The sequence below is a fragment of the Glycomyces paridis genome (assembly GCF_004912155.1).
In the GTDB taxonomy this organism is placed as follows: domain Bacteria; phylum Actinomycetota; class Actinomycetes; order Mycobacteriales; family Micromonosporaceae; genus Glycomyces; species Glycomyces paridis.
Map to the genome: position 1 here is coordinate 103,170 of NZ_STGX01000005.1, position 14,710 is coordinate 117,879.

Sequence of the window (14,710 nt, forward strand, 5' to 3'; positions counted from 1 at the left end):
GGGGCACCGGTTCGAGGCCGTTCGGTCAGGACGTGCGTTCGGTGGTGGTCTTCTCGGCGCCGGCGAACCCGGCGCGGATGCGGGCGGCGGCGAGCGCCAGGACGGCGGCGGTCAGGATGCGGCGGTGGTAGGGAGTGCGCACGGTGAGCGCGGTGCGATCGGACATGATGGTGGGTTCCCTCGACGATGGCGCGCCCGGTGCCAACGCGGGCGCTGCGTGATCGGTGCGGGCACTGCGCGGCCCGTGGAGCGATGGGGAATCGGCCGGACGACGCGGTGGGGGCGCCTCCGGCTAGCGCATCAGTGGTCGACAGAGGGCGCTCGCGGCGCGCATCTGATCGATCTCGCGCCGCCGGGTGAGTTTCGCGGCGGTTCGCATGGATTTGACCGTACCAGGACTCCCACCGCACCGGTAGGGTCTCCCGCATGGTGGGAAGTGAGGCGTCAGGAGGGGTCCAGCGGGGCCTTCTCGAACGCCGCGCAGTCGGGGTAGGAGACGACGCCGCGCGAGCGCAGGACCCTGAGAGTCTTGCGGCGCACGGCGAGGAGCACGTCGAGTTCGTCGGGCGTGAGCGCCGCGAGGTCGACCGGCGGCGGCTTCGCGTCGGTGCGGAGCCGGACGTCGCCGACGATCGCGCCGAGCGCCGCGAGGAGCAGTACGAGGCACGGGGCGGCCAGGAGCCACGGCGGGCCCGCTTCGAGGTCGCGCGCGAGGACCGAGACGATCGACGCGGCGGCGCTGACGGCGATCATCACCGAGAGGCCGCACAGCGTCCGGTCCCACTGCCGGTACGGCGTCAGCAGCCACGGGACGAAGAACCCGGCGACGGCCGCGCAGCCGAGGCCCGAGCAGGCGAACACCAGAACCGGCAGGGCCTCGCCGTCGACGCCGGCGAGCGTGGCGATGCCCATGAGCACCGCCGCCATGAGGCCGATCAGGCTGAGTGCGAACACGGCCCCGGCGCAGGCCCGGCCCAGGGCCGAGCGCCGCGACCAGCGCTTCGCGAGCGCGAGTTCGATCGGGGCGTAGTCGAGGACGACGCGGTCGAGCTCGCGAAGGTCGAAGCCGTCCCAACCGTAGCGGCCGGTGGCCCACTCCAGCGGCCGTTCCGCTGCGGCCTTGGGCATCAGGCGTTCCCCTTCCAGGCGTCCTCGGGGGTGAAGTCGCGCCATCCGACGTGGCGCATTTCGAGCACGCGGCGTCGCTCGCGTTCGTCGAGGCCGTCGAGTTCGGACCAGTATCCGAGGGGCATCTCGCCGACGCGGATGCGGTCGGCCTCGTCGAGGTCGACCAGGCCGCGGTGGACGAGGATCTCCAGCAGCCGCTTGCGCGCGCGCAGGGCCCGGGCGCGCTTGTCGCCGCGCGGTCCGCGCCGCGGCGGCTTCCGCTGCTTCGGGCGCCCTTCGGGTTTCGACGCGAGGGCGAGCACGAGCGACACGAGGCCGAGCACGCCGGTCGCGGCCATGAGCACGACGAGCCAGGAGGACACCGTCGCGTGGGTGGCGAAGAGGACGGCGAACGCGGCGCCCGAACCGAGCACGGCGCCGGCGTCGGAGGCCGCGAAGACGAGGCTGCGCCGCCGCGTCTGCCACCAGTACCCCAGCGAGGAGCACACGGCGACCACCGCGAGGAGGAACAGGAACGATGCAAGCGAGAGCCAGTTCTCAGCCGCGCCGGGCCGCGTGCCGACGGCGACCAGCGCGAACCCGACCAGGCCGGCCCCGAGCGCGGGCACCGCGATGATCGCGGTGCCGATCCAGCCGACGAGCCCGACGACGCGCACCACGGCCGAGCCCGGCAGCGGCGGGTACTCCCGTTCGAGCACGGCGGCCTCGGCCTCGCCCCACCGCAGCGGCTGCGCGAAGGCCGCCTGCCGCGCCCACACGTCGACCGACTGCCGCGCCCATTCGCGTTCGGCCTGATCGCCTTTTCGCGCCCAGTCCGCCAGCGCCTTCGGAGGTTCCATCCCTGCTCCTGTCCGGGTGCCCTTCGACGTCACCGCCCGGGAGTCTAGGCAGTGCCTGCAAACGGCCCACGTGCGCCCGTGGCGCCGAACGGGGCCGCTCCGGAGCGGTGTCATCGCGCCGGGAACGGGTACCCGGTGGCGAACGGGCCGCAGCGTTGGAGGGGAGCGCGCCATGAACTCGCGATCGATGTCCACCACGGGCCGCCACTGGTGGGCGGCCGAGCGGCGGCGCACCACGGCCGTCCAGCAGGGCTTGGACGCGGTGTCCTGGGTGTTCCTGGTGATGGGCGTGGCGGGGTTCATCCCCGCGTTCACGACCGGGTTCTCCGGGATGGCCTTCGCCGGGTCCTCGCGGGCCGAGCTGTTCGGGGTCTTCGCGATCTCGGTGCTCGTGAACCTGGTGTACCTGGCGCTCGGTGTCGTCGGCTTCATCATGTCGTGGGGCGCGCGGTACGCCCGGCGCTTCCTCGTCTTCGGCGGCGTCGGACTCGCGGTCCTGGGGCTGTACGGGTTCGTGGCCGCGACGGCGGCCTCCGGGGGCTTCCTGCCTTCGAACGTCGCCTCCGCGCTGCTGCAACTGGGCCTGGGCGTCCTCATGGTCGTCTTCGGCCTGGTCCTGCACCGCCGCCTGCCGCGCGTGAGCGAGGCTCGCGGCGAGGGCGACTTCGGCGAGACGAACCGGGGCGCCGCCCGTTGACCGCGTTTTCGGCGCCCGCCGGGGGTTCGTGCGGGCGCGGATGTTCTGGAGGTGAGAGACCATGCCGCAGCGGCAGTGGACCGACAAGGAAGAGCGCAGGTACCGCCACATTCGCGACAGCGTCGAGGAGCGGGGCGAGGACGAGGACACCGCCGAGGAGATCGCCGCGCGCACGGTGAACAAGCAGCGGGCGCGTGAGGGCAAGACGAAGACGGCGAGTCGCACTTCGGTCGAGGACATGTCCTCGTCCAAGCGGGGCGGGCAGCGTTCGCATTCGGGGCCCAAGGGTCGCACCAGGGATCAGCTGTACGAGGAGGCGCGGCGCAAGAACGTCAAGGGGCGCTCGAAGATGAACAAGGCGCAGCTGCGCCGGGCGGTGGATCGCGATTGACGCGTGAAGGCCCCCGCCTGGGCGGGGGCCTTCACGTCTAGGTGCGGGGGCGTTCGATGACCGCGGTGCCGAAGGGCGCGAGGTCGAGGACGCCGCCGGGGTGGTCGATGCGGGCGGCGGTCGGGTTGAAGTTGAGGGCGAACACGTAGTCGGTGGTGCCGTCGGTGCGGACCTGGGCGGTGACGCCGGGCGGGAGGTCGGCGTCGAGGGCCCGTTCGGCGCCGGTGTCGGCGACGAGGCGGGCGTAGAAGTCGGCGAGGAAGTCGGCGCCGGTGCGGGCGGCGATGAAGTAGGCGCTGCCGTCGCCGCGGCGGTTCACGGTGAGGGCGGGGCGGCCCGCGTAGAAGTCCGCGCCGTAGGTACCGAGGGTCTCGGCGGTCTCGGCGTGGATGAGTTCGCACAGTTCGCGGGCTTCGTAGGCGGTGCCGTCCCAGTCGATCGCGTTGCGGTCGTCGGGGTAGAGGGCGTCGATCTCCTCGGCCCATACGCCGAGCGTCGGGCGCAGCGGGCCGGGGAAGCCGCCGAGGAAGGTGCGGTCGTGCTCGTCCACGTAGCCGGTGGCGTAGGTGGCGACGAAGGTGCCGCCGCGCTGCACGAACGCGTCGATCGCCTCGGCGGCGCCGGGCCGGAGCATGTAGAGCATCGGCGCGACCAGGATCTTGTAGCGGTCGAGGCGGCCGGGCTCGGCAATGAGCGAGGAGTCGATGACGTCGGTGGCGACGCCCTGCTCCCAGAACGCCCGGTAGTGCTCGATGACGGTGGCCTCGTAGCCCGTCGCGCCCTGGAGCATCCCCTTGACGTCGTCCAGGGCCCAGCGCAGGTGCCAGTCGTAGACGACCGCGACGTCGGCGGGCGTGTCGGTGCCGACGACGCCGTCGAGGGCCGCGAGGCGCTCGCCGACCTCGGCCACGTCCTTGAAGACGCGGGTGTGCTCGGTGCCCTCGTGGTCGACGACGGCGCCGTGGAACTTCTCGGAGCCGCCTCGGCCCTTGCGGAACTGGAAGTACTGCACGGTGTCGGAGCCGTGGGCGACCGCTTGGAGGGACTGGAGGAGGTGCACGCTGGGGCGGTGCAGCTTGGCGACCGGCCGCCAGTTCGTGGCCGAGGGCGAGGACTCCATGAGCATGAACGGGCGGCTCTTGAGGCTGCGCGTGAGGTCGTGGAGGAAGGAGGCGCGGGCGCCGCGCTCGGCGTCCTTCTCGGTGCCGGTCCATTCGGGGTAGGAGTCCCAGGAGACGACGTCGAGGACCTGCGCGAGGCGGAAGTAGTCGATGCCGGGGTAGGTGCCCATGAGGTTGGTGGTGCGCGGGACGTCGGGGGTGAGGGCCTTGAGCGGGGCGCTCTCGTGGAGGTAGAAGTCCACGAACTGCTCGGTGGTGAAGCGCATCCACTCCAGGTTGAGTCCGTGGATGTCCTGCTCGCCGCGCCAGTGCTCGGACGGGGACTCGATGTGGGACCAGTCGGCGTACGTCTTGGCCCAGAACGCGGTCCACCAGGCCTCGTTGAGTTCGGCGAGCGAGGCGAAGCGGCCCTTGAGGTGCTCGCGGAAGCGCTCCTGGCACAGGTCGCAGTGGCATTCGCCGCCGTACTCGTTGGAGAGGTGCCACACGCCGAGCGCCGGGTGGTCGCCGTACCGCTCGGCGAGGGCGGTGTTGATCGCGGTGGTCTTCTCGCGGTAGACGGGCGAGGAGAGGCAGTGGTTGTGCCGCCCGCCGTGGAGGTTCCGGGTCCGGTCCCTGTTGACGCGCAGGACCTCGGGGTAGGCGCGGCTCATCCAGCCGGGGCGGGCGCCGGTGGGGGTGGCGAGGACGGCGGTGATGCCGTTCTCGGCCATGAGGTCGAGGACCTCGTCGAGCCAGCCGAACTCGTACCGGCCCTCCTCGGGTTCGAGTGCGGCCCAGGAGAAGATCCCGACCGAGAGGGTGTTGATCCCGGCCAGGCGCGCGAGGCGCATGTCCTCCTTCCAGGTGGCGTCCTTGGTGGCGCGCCACTGGTCGGGGTTGTAGTCGCCGCCGTGCAGCAGGTGCGGCACGCTCGCGACGATGGGCGCGTGACGGACGATCGGTCGGTTCACGGGTGGCGCTCCTCAGCCTCATTTATCGGTACAGTCCTGCCAGTACAAGCTAGGTCGCCGCGGGCCGACCGTCAACGCCGTCCCAAGGACCGGACCATTGAACCGCGATCGGGGCGTGTTCCGGTGAACGCGAAGGGGCCGGCGCCGCGGCGCCGGCCCCGGTTTCGCGGGTGGGCCGGGTCTAACCGGCGACCCAGAGGCTCAGCGGCTCGAAGCCGCCGAGGTCGGCGATGGACCCGGTGGGGACCTGGTAGGGGCCGCCGAGGCAGTCGTCGTTGGCGAACAGCGCGGCGGTCACGGTGTTGGTGTTGATGGCGGAATCGACCCGGCCGTCCCAGCCGTGGTCGACGAGGCTGACGCAGGTGCCGTCGTTGAGCGCCCGGACGTTGAAGCGCTCCCCCGTGAAGTTCTCCCCTTCGAAGAGGCACAGGGTGTCGGTGAAGGGACAGGGCTCGTCGGCCGCGGTGTCGGCGGGCGCGGCCGCGGCGGGGGTCGCGATCGCGAGCATCGCCGACGCCGCGAGTGCCGGGAGGATGAACTTGCGGCGGCGGGAGACGGATTCGGTGGTTCGAGGGTACGTGCGCATACGCGGGTCTCCTTCGGTCACGCGTTGCTTTGCGGGGTGAGCATATCTGTGTCGCGATCAGGCGCATTAGGACGGATGCGCCCATGTTGGAACCGTTTATCCTATCGATGATTCTCGATGGAATCCGGTTGCCTCCCGCGTGCGCGACCTCCTCAACGGCGCCGGTGGACGACCAGCGACCACGCGAGGGCGCCGAAGGCCGTCAGAGTCGCCAATGCCCGCACGGTGTTCCATGCGGTCCAGCGCGCCTCGTCCAGGAGGGCGCGGGCCGCGGCGAAGTCGGCGTCGCTCGCGGCATCGGTGACCGACCGCAGCTGCGTGTTGAGCGGTTCGTTGACGCCCATGGTGATCACCACGGACACGAGGTAGGCCGCCAGCGCCACCGACAGCCAGACCAGGACGGCGCGCTGTCCCGAACGCAGGTGCAGGAACAGGGCGAGCGCGATGAGCAGGAGCGAGCCGGTGAACTCCACGCCGAGGAACAGGGGATTCGAGATGGCGACGTCGAGCGATTGGAAGGCGGCCACGAAGGTTCGGTCGTCGACGTCGGCGAGGCCGGGCATGATCGTGTTCGACCAGTCGGTGTAGACGCCGGCGGTCAAACCGGTCGTGATCGTGGCGAGGAACAGGGCCGCGGTGCGCAGCGGGTGCCGGTTCGGGCGGGCGAGGGTGTTCGGTGCGGTCGTCATGTTCCCATCAAAGCCCGCCGGGGTGCGATCATCCATAGCCTGTGAGCGCGTTTCCATTCGAATTCGTCTACGCTTGGCGGATGGACCCCGTCACGGCGCTGCTCGACGCCCCTCGCGCGCAGGGCGCGTTCATGCTGCGGGTGACGATGACGCCGCCGTGGTCGGTGCGGATCGAGGACGAGGCGCCGCTGACGATCGTCGCCGTGACCTCCGGATCGGCCTGCTACGCACCCGAAGAGGGCGATCCGGTCGCGCTGGGCCCCGGCGACCTGCTGCTCATCGCCAGGCCCGACCCGTACCTGTTCGCCGACGCCCCCGACCGGCCGCCGCAGGCGGTCATCCACCCCGGCGGGAAGTGCGAGACGCCCGCGGGCGCGAGCCTGGAACTGCCGGTGCACCAAGGGGTCCGCACCTGGGGCAACGCCGCGGAGGGCCGCGACACGATGCTGGTGGGCACCTATGCGAACGTCGGCGAGGCCGGGTCGCGGCTGCTGGGCGTCCTGCCGCCCACGATCCTGGTTCGCGAGGCCGACCACCGCACGGGGCTCATCGCGGTGCTCGCCGCGGAGATCCAGTCCGACGGCGTCGGCCAGGCCAGCCTCCTCGACCGGCTCTTGGACGGCCTCACGGTCACCGCGATCCGCCACTGGGTCGAGTCCCCGGCGAAGCGGCCCCCGGGTTGGCTCGGCGCGGGCACCGACCCGGAGGTCGGGACGGCCCTGAACCTCATGCACGACGAGACCGCCCGGCCCTGGACCGTCGCCTCCCTGGCGCGGCGGGTCGGCCTGTCGCGGGCCGGTTTCGCCCGCCGCTTCACCGCCGTGGTCGGCGAACCGCCGATGACCTACCTGACCTCCTGGCGCCTGGCGCTGGCCGCCGACCGGCTCCGCCACGACGACGCGCCGGTCTTCCGCGTGGCCGCCGAGGTCGGCTACAGCAGCCAGTTCTCGTTCAGCACCGCCTTCAAGCGGCACTACGGCGAGAGCCCGCTCACCTATCGCCGGAGCGCCGAACCCGAGTGAGAGGGTGGGGCATGGACGACGACACGAACCTCGAGACGGCGCGGCTGCTGCTGCGGCCGTGGCGGGTGGACGCGGTGCACGGGACCATGCTGTACACCGCGATCCGTCTCTGACCCGATCAGTCGCCGCGGCCGGGCCGCCAGGTCGACGCCTCCTTCGTCATCGCGGCCGAAGCCCACTGCCACATGACCAGGCCGACCGCCGCGACCGCTGCGGCGCAGGCGATCAGGAGCCCGGGGGTGATCATCTCGATGCTGTCGACGGTCATCGGGCGGGTCACGAGGAAGCCCAGTCCCAGGCCGATCAGCGCGGCGGCCAGCAGCGGGAGCCACACGGTGAGGGCGGCCATGGTGCGGAATACCGCCACGCCGCCGGTGACGGCGACCAGCGGCGCCAGCGCGCGGCTGTGGCGGATGAACTCCCCGGCCGCGCCGATCCCGGCGACGGCGGCCAGGAGGATCAGGCCGAGGTTGCCGAAGAGGGCGATCCAGCGGGCCTGTTCGCGGTGCGGGACACCGGCGGAGACGTCCGAGGCCGCGACGGTCACGCCGAGCGTGAACGCGCTGCCCGCCGCCTTCACGTCGGCCACCGGGACGTCGCCGCCGTCCGTCGCGGCGGCGAGCAGCGTGATGTCGTCGGCTTCGACGGCCGCGCCCGGGTCGCCCTGCTCGAACGTGAGGGCCGCGTCGCCGGAGGGGTGGCGTTCGAGCCACCGCTGAAGGCGCGGGTCTTCGAGGGGCCCGTCCGGCGACACCACGGTTCCCGGTTCCGGGCAGGGCAGGGCGAAGGCCGCGAGCGCCTCGCAGCTGCCCGCGAGGTGGTAGACGGCCGAGGGGCCGACGTGCGCTTCGGTCGCGGCGAGGAGGTCGATGCGGCCGTGCAGCGCCGCGGTGAACTCGGCCGTCTGCGCCGCCGTGCCGTAGCCGTTGACCGAAACGAGCGCGGCCGGCATCCCGTACCGGTCGAGGTCCTGCTGCGCCCGGGCCGCCTGGGTCGTGAACGCGCCTTGGAAGGCGAGGAGGAGGCACACGAGGATCGCACCGGCCGCCACACCGGTGACCTGCCTGGCGGTGGAGCGGGGCCGTTCGGCGATGCGGCGACCGGCGACGAGCCAGGCGGGGCGGCGGGTGCGGCGCCCGAACCGTTCGGCGCGGCGCGCGATCAGGACCGTCGTGAACGCGACGGCCGCGGGCAGCGTCACCATCACGCCCGCGACGCCGAACAGGTTCAGCAGCGGGTACAGCGGCGTCCCGGCGAACAGCGGCGGCAGCAGCACCGCCGTCACGATGAACACGGGATTGAGTGCGGCCCAGGCGATCAGCAGTCGCGGGCGGCGCGCGGCGCGCGGCCGGGTCGAACGCCGGTCGCTCGCCCGCGACCCCAGGAGCGCCGAGGTCGCGAGCACGATCGCCGCGGCGGCGATCGGGCAGGCCGCCAGGAGCCACCAGGCGCGCAGCAGTTCACCGCCCGCCACGGCGAAATCGACGTACGGCACGGTGAAGCCGAGCGCCGCCGCCGCGACGACCGCGGCACCGGCCCCGAGCGCCCCGGCCGCGACCGGCACCGCCGACTCGCCGAGCGAGATGAGGAACCGCTCGCGCCGCCCGCCGCCGAGGACGGTGACCAGCTGCTCGCGGCGGTCGCGCAGCTCCGCGCCGGTGCGCACCGCGACCGCCGCGAGCAGCAGCGCGGGCAGCACCAGCATGACGGCGGCGATGGCGACCAGCCCCGGCACGGAGAAGTCCTGGTCCGCGACGAGCCAGAACACGCCCATCGCCTCGGGCGGGCCGCTCGGATCGAAGCCGACCACGTGCAGCGGGTACTCGCCCGCCACGGACAGGTCCCCGTCGGCGACCACATAGGCGATCTGCTGGCCCGGATCGGCGAGCGCGTCAGGGTCGATCAGGCCCGCGTACTCGCCGTACCGCTCCTCGATGCGCTCGTCGGCGCCCGCCTCGTGGAGGCGCGGGGACAGGAGCACCTGCCCGGGTTCGGGCCACGCGTCCATGCCGGGCGGCAGGGGCGCGTCGGGGCCGACCGGCTCGAAGTAGACGACGGTGAACTGGCGGCCGTCCGCGAGCTCGTCGAACACGTCCTCCATCAGCAGCAGCCGCGAGTCCACCGCGGCCGATTCGTCGACGACGGGCATGGCGGCGTCGATCCGGTCCATGCGGGCCTGGTACGCCACCCCGATCGCCGCGATCGACGCCAGCGCCACCGTGAGGGCCCCGGCGGCCGCGGCGAGCGACCCGAATCGGATGCGCCCGGCCTCCGCGCGGCGGCCCGCGGCGGCCCCGATCGCGAGCAGGCGCCGCGTGAGGACCCTGCGGTTGCCGCTCACCGCTGCGCCTCGGTTCCGGCCCGGAGGCCCCCGCCGGTGATCGTGTAGACGCGGTCGGCGCGGGCGGCCACGGCCCGGTCGTGCGTGACCACGAGCAGCGCGCAGTCCTGTTCGGCGGGAAGGGCGAACAGGAGGTCGGCGACGTTGTCGCGGTTGGTCTCGTCGAGCGCGCCGGTCGGCTCGTCGGCGAGGAGCAGGCGCGGGCCGTTGACGAGCGCTCGGGCGACCGCCACGCGCTGGCGTTCGCCGCCCGAGAGGGTCTCCACGCGCGGCGACTGCGGCACCCCGAGCCGGCGCAGCAGTTCGGCGACGCGGTCGGGCAGCCCGGGGTCGTCGTCCCCGGCGAGCATCGCCGCGAGCGCCACGTTGTCCTCGGGGCCGAGTTCGGGCAGGAGCTCGCCGAACTGGAACACCATCCCGACCGAACCGGCCCGAACCTTGGCGAGCGCGGCGGTGCCGAGACCGGCCAGGTCGGTGCCGTCGATGGCGATCGTGCCCTCGTCGGGGCGGGCCATGCCGAGGATGAGCGACAGCAACGTGGACTTGCCCGAGCCGCTCGGCCCGAGGATCGCGGCGGATTCGCCTACCGCGAGTTCGAGTTCGAGACCGTCGAAGAGCACGCGGTCGCCGATCGTGTACCGGAGCGCCGCTATCGCGAGCGCGGGACGGGAGGGTGCGGACATTTGGGGCTGCTTCCGTGTCAAGGGGTGTCGTTCCCGCACACTACCGACTTCACGCAACGAACGGTGCACGCGCGGGGCGGCCGTCGCGCGGGCTCGCCGGTGGGTCGCGTGAGAGGATTGGCGACCATGAGCGAACCCGCAGAAGACTCACTCGCCGCCGCCGAATCCGCACTGCAACGCGCCCAGTTGGCGGGCGACGTCGTTGCGCTGGAAGCGTTGCTGCATCCCGACGTCGTCTACGTCGGCCCCGACGGCGCCGAGTTCGGCAGGGCGCAGGACCTTGAGTCGCACGCCTCGGGGCAGCTTAAGCTGACGAGCTTGGAGCAGATCCAGGGCGCCGTGCGCCGGTTCGGTTCGGCCGGGGTCACCCGGACTCGCGTCAAGCTCGCCGGCCTCGCGGCGGGCGAGCCGTTCGCAGCGGCGTTCGTCTACACGCGCACCTGGCTGTTCCAGGACGGCAGATGGCAAGTGGTCCAAGCGCAGGGCGCGGTCCTCCCGCCGTCGGCGTAGCCGCCCGGTCAGGCCCCGGCGCGCACCGGCCGATGCTCGGCGGAGTGCAGGCGCAGCGACTCCTGTTCGGCGGGGTCGGTGCGCGCGACGAGCGCGGTGACGTCCTCGTCGCCGACGATCGGCTGGTGCAGCATCCCGGGCGGGATGTACACCATGTCGCCCGGTTCCAGGTCGGCCAGGTGCTGGAGTTCGTCGCCGTAGCGGATCTGGTGGCGCCCTGCGAGGACGTAGATGGCCGACTCGTGGCCGTCGTGCATGTGGGCGCGGGTCTCGGTGTGCGCCGCGATGAACACCCGGTGCAGGCACAGCCGCTCCGATCCCGCCGACTCGCGGGACACCCCCGCCGAGAACCGCCCGCCCTGCGCACCCGCGTAAGTGCCGTTCTCGCTCTTCATGATCACCACGTTCACGGCCACACCATATCGGTGTTCCCGCCGATCGGCGGCGCTCTCGGGAACTCTCGGTGTGTCCGATACGCCGACGGGCGGTCCCCTTCCGGAAGGAGGGGACCCCCCGATGGCGTCTACGCGGTCGGGAACAGGTCGAGGGACCGTTCGCGGGTGTAGTACTCGACCACGGCGGCCGTGGCCTCCTCAAGGGTGACGCGGCCGTCGCGGTCGCGGTCGATCGCCTTGAGGTCCTTCTCGATCCCCCGCACGTTCGCGCCCATGGCCTTGAGCGCCCGGCCCCATTCCTCGACCGAGACGTGGCCGTCGCCGTCCACGTCGGCGATCGCGATGACGCTCTGGGTCCAGGGGCGCGCGATCGCGTCGAACCCCTCCGGGTTGTCCAGCAGCCGCCGCTCGGCACCCTCGACGAACTCGCTCTCGCTGATCGAGCCGGACTCGTCGGTGTCGGTGGCCGCCGCGAGCCCGACGAAGAACCTGCGCGCCCCTTCGAAGAGCGCCGACGCCTCCGACGAGCCCTGCCGGACCCCGAACTCCTCGATCACGCGGTCGGCCATCGCCTCGAAGTCTTCGGCGGTCACCTCGCCGTCGCCGTCCACGTCGAAGGTGGCGAACCTGGTGCGCATCTTCTCGCGGTACTCGTTCTCACTCATGAAGGCTCCTTCTGCGCTGTGCTGTTCCTTGCCACGGAACAGTCTGGAGCCCGACACGGCGACTCCGCAGCAGTACGAGCCGGTAACCCCCGCGTGTCGCGAACCCGACCGTGGGCCGATCCGCACGGGGCCGCCGCTCAGCGCCAGACGGTCCCGCGCCGGTCGTGCTCCATGAACTGCTCGATCCGCGCGGCGAGTCGCGGCGACTTCAGTTCGCGTTCGAGGAGGTACAGCGCGAGGTCGAACGCGGCGATGGGGCCGCCGCCGGCGGTGATGACGTCGCCGTCGTCCACGATGCGGGCGTCCACGACCTCGGTGTACTCGGCGAGCTCGGCGAACGCCGGGTGGTGGGTCGTGGCGGGGCGGCCGGCGAGGAGCCCGGCGGCGCCGAGGAGCACGGCGCCGGCGCAGACCCCGCCGAGGACGAGTCCGGGCCCGGCCTCGCGGCGCGCCTCGGCGATCTGCCGCGGCACGGTCCCCTCGGCGACTGTCTCGGCGATCCAACCGCCGCAGACGAGCAGGACGTCCGTCCCGGTCGGCCGCCAGACCGGCAGGTCGGTGAAGCGGACCCCGTCGACCGCCTCGATCGTCTCGCCGGGCGTGGCGGTCACGAGCTCGGCCCGCACGTCGGCGCCGAGGCGGGCGGCGACCTTGAAGACGTGCAGGGCCATGACTGCGTCGATCTCTGCGACGCCCGCGTACATGAGGATTGCAACGCGCATGAGCAGTTCCCTTCAATAGGACTGGCCTTCAGTAGGACTGGTCTCATCGTGGGCCCGGAGCGGCCTCGGATCGAGTGGCACGCTTGACGACTTCCGTAGGATTCGTGCCATGCATGCCGTCGCGGTGCTCGCCATGGACGGGGTCGTCGGCTTCGAACTGGCGACGCCGGGCCAGGTCTTCGGATCGGCGGCGGACGCGACCGGCGCGCCGCTGTACACGGTCCGCGTGTGCGGGCCTACGCCCGAAGCGCGCGCCAGCGCCGCGGGGTCGGACCTGTTCACCATGTCGGTGCCCTTCGGCCTCGACGAACTGCGCGCCGCCGACACGATCGTGGTCCCCGCGCACGAGACGACCGCGCCGGTCCCGGCCGACGTCGCCGAGGCGATCCGCGACGCCCACCGCGAGGGCCGGCGCATCGCCTCGATCTGCACGGGCGCGGGCCTGCTCGCCGACATCGGCCTGCTCGACGGCCGCACCGCGACCACCCACTGGCGCCACGTCGCCGAGCTGACCGGCCGGTTCCCCGACGTCCGCTTCGACGCGGACAAGCTCTACGTGGACGACCGCGGGGTCCTCACCAGCGCGGGCGTCGCCGCCGGGATCGACCTGTGCCTGCACATGGTCCGCACCGACCACGGCGCGGCGGTCGCGGCGACGGCCGCCAGGCGCATGGTCATGTCCCCGCATCGCGGCGGCGGCCAGACGCAGTTCATCGCCCACGACGACGCGGTCCTCGGCGACGGCCCGACCGCCGCCCTCATGCTCTGGATGAGCGAGCGGCTCGACCGGCCGCTGACCCTCGCGTCGATCGCCGCCGAAGCCCGCCTCAGCGTCCGCACCCTCCACCGGCGCTTCCTCGCCTCCACCGGGGTCCCGCCGATGCAATGGCTCCTGACCCGCCGGATCGCCAGGGCCCAAGAGCTCCTGGAGTCGACCTCACTCTCGATCGAGGAAGTCGCCCGGCACAGCGGCTTCGGCACCGCCGCAGTCCTGCGCGAGCACTTCCGCCGCCGCTTCGCGACCACCCCAACGGCCTACCGCCGACGCTTCACCGTGAACGGCACCGACGAGACCCGCGGCGTGTTCCACCGCAACGGGACGCGTGGTCGGCGGTCCTAAGCGGTGCGGAAGGGGTCGGCGGTGGGGATGAAGGCGACGGGGAGGGCGGGCAGGAGGTCGGCGAGGCGGTCGGCCGTGTCGGACATGCCCTGCTGTTCGGAGGGCACGTGCCCGATGACGATGAGGCCCTTGGCGAGTCCGGCGCTGACGGCGTCGGCGGCGTAGGCGGCGGTCTCCCATTCGTTCGACTCGCCGATGAGGAGCACGTCGACGTCGGGGTCGGCGAGCACGGTGCGGTTCTTCTCGAAGCCCCAGAAGCCGGGCTGGATGCCGGCGACGGAGACGGGCAGGTCGGGGTCGCCGATGTAGCGGAGGGCGCCGGCGCCGAGCGCCTTGGACGCGTGGTCGGCGAGCGCGCCGAGGGTCGTGGCGGGGAGGTCGAAGGTCGTCGGCCGGTCGGCGCGCTCGAAACCGTGCCAGCCCAGGGCGTGTGCGGCTCCGGCGACGATGCGGTCGGGGCGCGTGTCGTGCACCGCGTCGTGGAGGCGTCGCACGACCAGGCGGTGCTCGGCGATGAAGGCCGCCTTCGCGGCATGGACCGGGTCGGCCTCGGCCGCGAGCATCGCGGTCCATTCCTCACGGTGGTTGAAGAACAGCGGTTCATGCGTCACGACGAGGTCGAGTCCTTGCGCGACGGCGCGTTGCAGCACCTCGAGCGTCGCCATCATGGTGAACGCGACGCCGTGGACCTCCTGTTCCGGGTCACCGGCGAGGAACTCGTCCACCGTCGTCTCCCGCCGCGGCACGCCGAGGTGCGCGTCGATCAGTTCCACCACGTCCTGCGCCGTCGTAACCACGTGAGCACCCTTCTGTTCATCAGCGTCGCGGATCGCCCGCTTCGGCCAAGA

The 14,710-nt window shown here is 72.4% G+C and carries 17 protein-coding genes; 5 read left to right on the forward strand and 12 right to left on the reverse strand.

The features are described 5' to 3' along the window. Positions 1-25: 25 nt before the first annotated feature. From E9998_RS25225 to E9998_RS08440, 3 genes are all read right to left on the reverse strand, one after another. Positions 26-166 carry a hypothetical protein gene (locus E9998_RS25225; protein ID WP_158299738.1) on the reverse strand — a complete coding sequence of 47 codons (141 nt, stop codon included), beginning with the start codon at positions 164-166 and terminating at the stop codon, positions 26-28. A gap of 278 nt (positions 167-444) precedes the next feature. Next, positions 445-1,128: a hypothetical protein gene (locus tag E9998_RS08435; protein WP_136529267.1), complete on the reverse strand. Its 684-nt coding sequence runs from the start codon at positions 1,126-1,128 to the stop codon at positions 445-447. Continuing rightward, on the reverse strand, positions 1,128-1,967 hold the full coding sequence (locus E9998_RS08440) for a hypothetical protein (RefSeq protein WP_136529268.1): 840 nt from the start codon (positions 1,965-1,967) through the stop codon (positions 1,128-1,130). Before E9998_RS08440 ends, E9998_RS08435 begins: the two co-directional genes overlap by 1 nt. A 172-nt stretch (positions 1,968-2,139) precedes the next feature. On the opposite strand from E9998_RS08440, the gene E9998_RS08445 reads away from it, so the two are divergent. Both E9998_RS08445 and E9998_RS08450 read left to right on the forward strand, forming a co-directional pair. Next, positions 2,140-2,664, forward strand: a complete 525-nt coding sequence (locus E9998_RS08445) for a DUF4383 domain-containing protein (protein ID WP_204745326.1) — start codon at positions 2,140-2,142, stop codon at positions 2,662-2,664. A 61-nt stretch (positions 2,665-2,725) separates the two neighbouring features. Beyond that, positions 2,726-3,055, forward strand: a complete 330-nt coding sequence (locus E9998_RS08450) for a plasmid stabilization protein (protein ID WP_136529269.1) — start codon at positions 2,726-2,728, stop codon at positions 3,053-3,055. Positions 3,056-3,092: 37 nt separating this feature from the next. On the opposite strand, the gene E9998_RS08455 is transcribed toward E9998_RS08450, so the two are convergent. From E9998_RS08455 to E9998_RS08465, 3 genes are all read right to left on the reverse strand, one after another. After that, entirely contained in the window at positions 3,093-5,129 is a 2,037-nt protein-coding gene (locus E9998_RS08455) for a beta-galactosidase (RefSeq protein WP_204745327.1), read from the reverse strand. A gap of 181 nt (positions 5,130-5,310) precedes the next feature. Continuing rightward, positions 5,311-5,715: a peptidase inhibitor family I36 protein gene (locus tag E9998_RS08460; RefSeq protein ID WP_136529270.1), complete on the reverse strand. Its 405-nt coding sequence runs from the start codon at positions 5,713-5,715 to the stop codon at positions 5,311-5,313. Positions 5,716-5,867: 152 nt separating this feature from the next. Next, positions 5,868-6,404 (reverse strand): anthrone oxygenase family protein, encoded by a 537-nt coding sequence (locus tag E9998_RS08465; RefSeq protein WP_204745328.1) that lies wholly within the window; start codon positions 6,402-6,404, stop codon positions 5,868-5,870. 80 nt (positions 6,405-6,484) lie between these two features. On the opposite strand from E9998_RS08465, the gene E9998_RS08470 reads away from it, so the two are divergent. Then, on the forward strand, positions 6,485-7,426 hold the full coding sequence (locus E9998_RS08470; RefSeq protein ID WP_136529271.1) for an AraC family transcriptional regulator: 942 nt from the start codon (positions 6,485-6,487) through the stop codon (positions 7,424-7,426). Between the two features lie 118 nt (positions 7,427-7,544). On the opposite strand, the gene E9998_RS08475 is transcribed toward E9998_RS08470, so the two are convergent. Both E9998_RS08475 and E9998_RS08480 read right to left on the reverse strand, forming a co-directional pair. Next, entirely contained in the window at positions 7,545-9,767 is a 2,223-nt protein-coding gene (locus E9998_RS08475; RefSeq protein ID WP_136529272.1) for a hypothetical protein, read from the reverse strand. After that, a complete protein-coding gene (locus tag E9998_RS08480; protein WP_136529273.1) occupies positions 9,764-10,450 on the reverse strand; it encodes an ABC transporter ATP-binding protein in 687 nt (228 codons plus the stop codon). Before E9998_RS08480 ends, E9998_RS08475 begins: the two co-directional genes overlap by 4 nt. A 126-nt stretch (positions 10,451-10,576) precedes the next feature. Between E9998_RS08480 and E9998_RS08485 the strand changes: the two genes are divergently transcribed. Beyond that, a complete protein-coding gene (locus E9998_RS08485; RefSeq protein ID WP_136529274.1) occupies positions 10,577-10,960 on the forward strand; it encodes a nuclear transport factor 2 family protein in 384 nt (127 codons plus the stop codon). Between the two features lie 8 nt (positions 10,961-10,968). Here the strand turns inward: E9998_RS08485 and E9998_RS08490 are convergent, their stop codons facing one another. From E9998_RS08490 to E9998_RS08500, 3 genes are all read right to left on the reverse strand, one after another. Continuing rightward, complete coding sequence (locus tag E9998_RS08490; protein WP_204745329.1) at positions 10,969-11,370, reverse strand: cupin domain-containing protein; 402 nt, start codon at positions 11,368-11,370, stop codon at positions 10,969-10,971. A gap of 113 nt (positions 11,371-11,483) precedes the next feature. Then, complete coding sequence (locus E9998_RS08495; RefSeq protein ID WP_136529275.1) at positions 11,484-12,020, reverse strand: EF-hand domain-containing protein; 537 nt, start codon at positions 12,018-12,020, stop codon at positions 11,484-11,486. Between the two features lie 137 nt (positions 12,021-12,157). Then, positions 12,158-12,742 carry a DJ-1/PfpI family protein gene (locus tag E9998_RS08500; RefSeq protein WP_136529276.1) on the reverse strand — a complete coding sequence of 195 codons (585 nt, stop codon included), beginning with the start codon at positions 12,740-12,742 and terminating at the stop codon, positions 12,158-12,160. 109 nt (positions 12,743-12,851) lie between these two features. On the opposite strand from E9998_RS08500, the gene E9998_RS08505 reads away from it, so the two are divergent. Further along, complete coding sequence (locus E9998_RS08505) at positions 12,852-13,862, forward strand: GlxA family transcriptional regulator (protein ID WP_136529277.1); 1,011 nt, start codon at positions 12,852-12,854, stop codon at positions 13,860-13,862. Here E9998_RS08505 and E9998_RS08510 read toward each other — a convergent pair. Next, positions 13,859-14,659 (reverse strand): Nif3-like dinuclear metal center hexameric protein, encoded by an 801-nt coding sequence (locus E9998_RS08510; RefSeq protein WP_136529278.1) that lies wholly within the window; start codon positions 14,657-14,659, stop codon positions 13,859-13,861. The two genes, E9998_RS08505 and E9998_RS08510, sit on opposite strands and share 4 nt — an antisense overlap. Positions 14,660-14,710 lie beyond the last annotated feature (51 nt).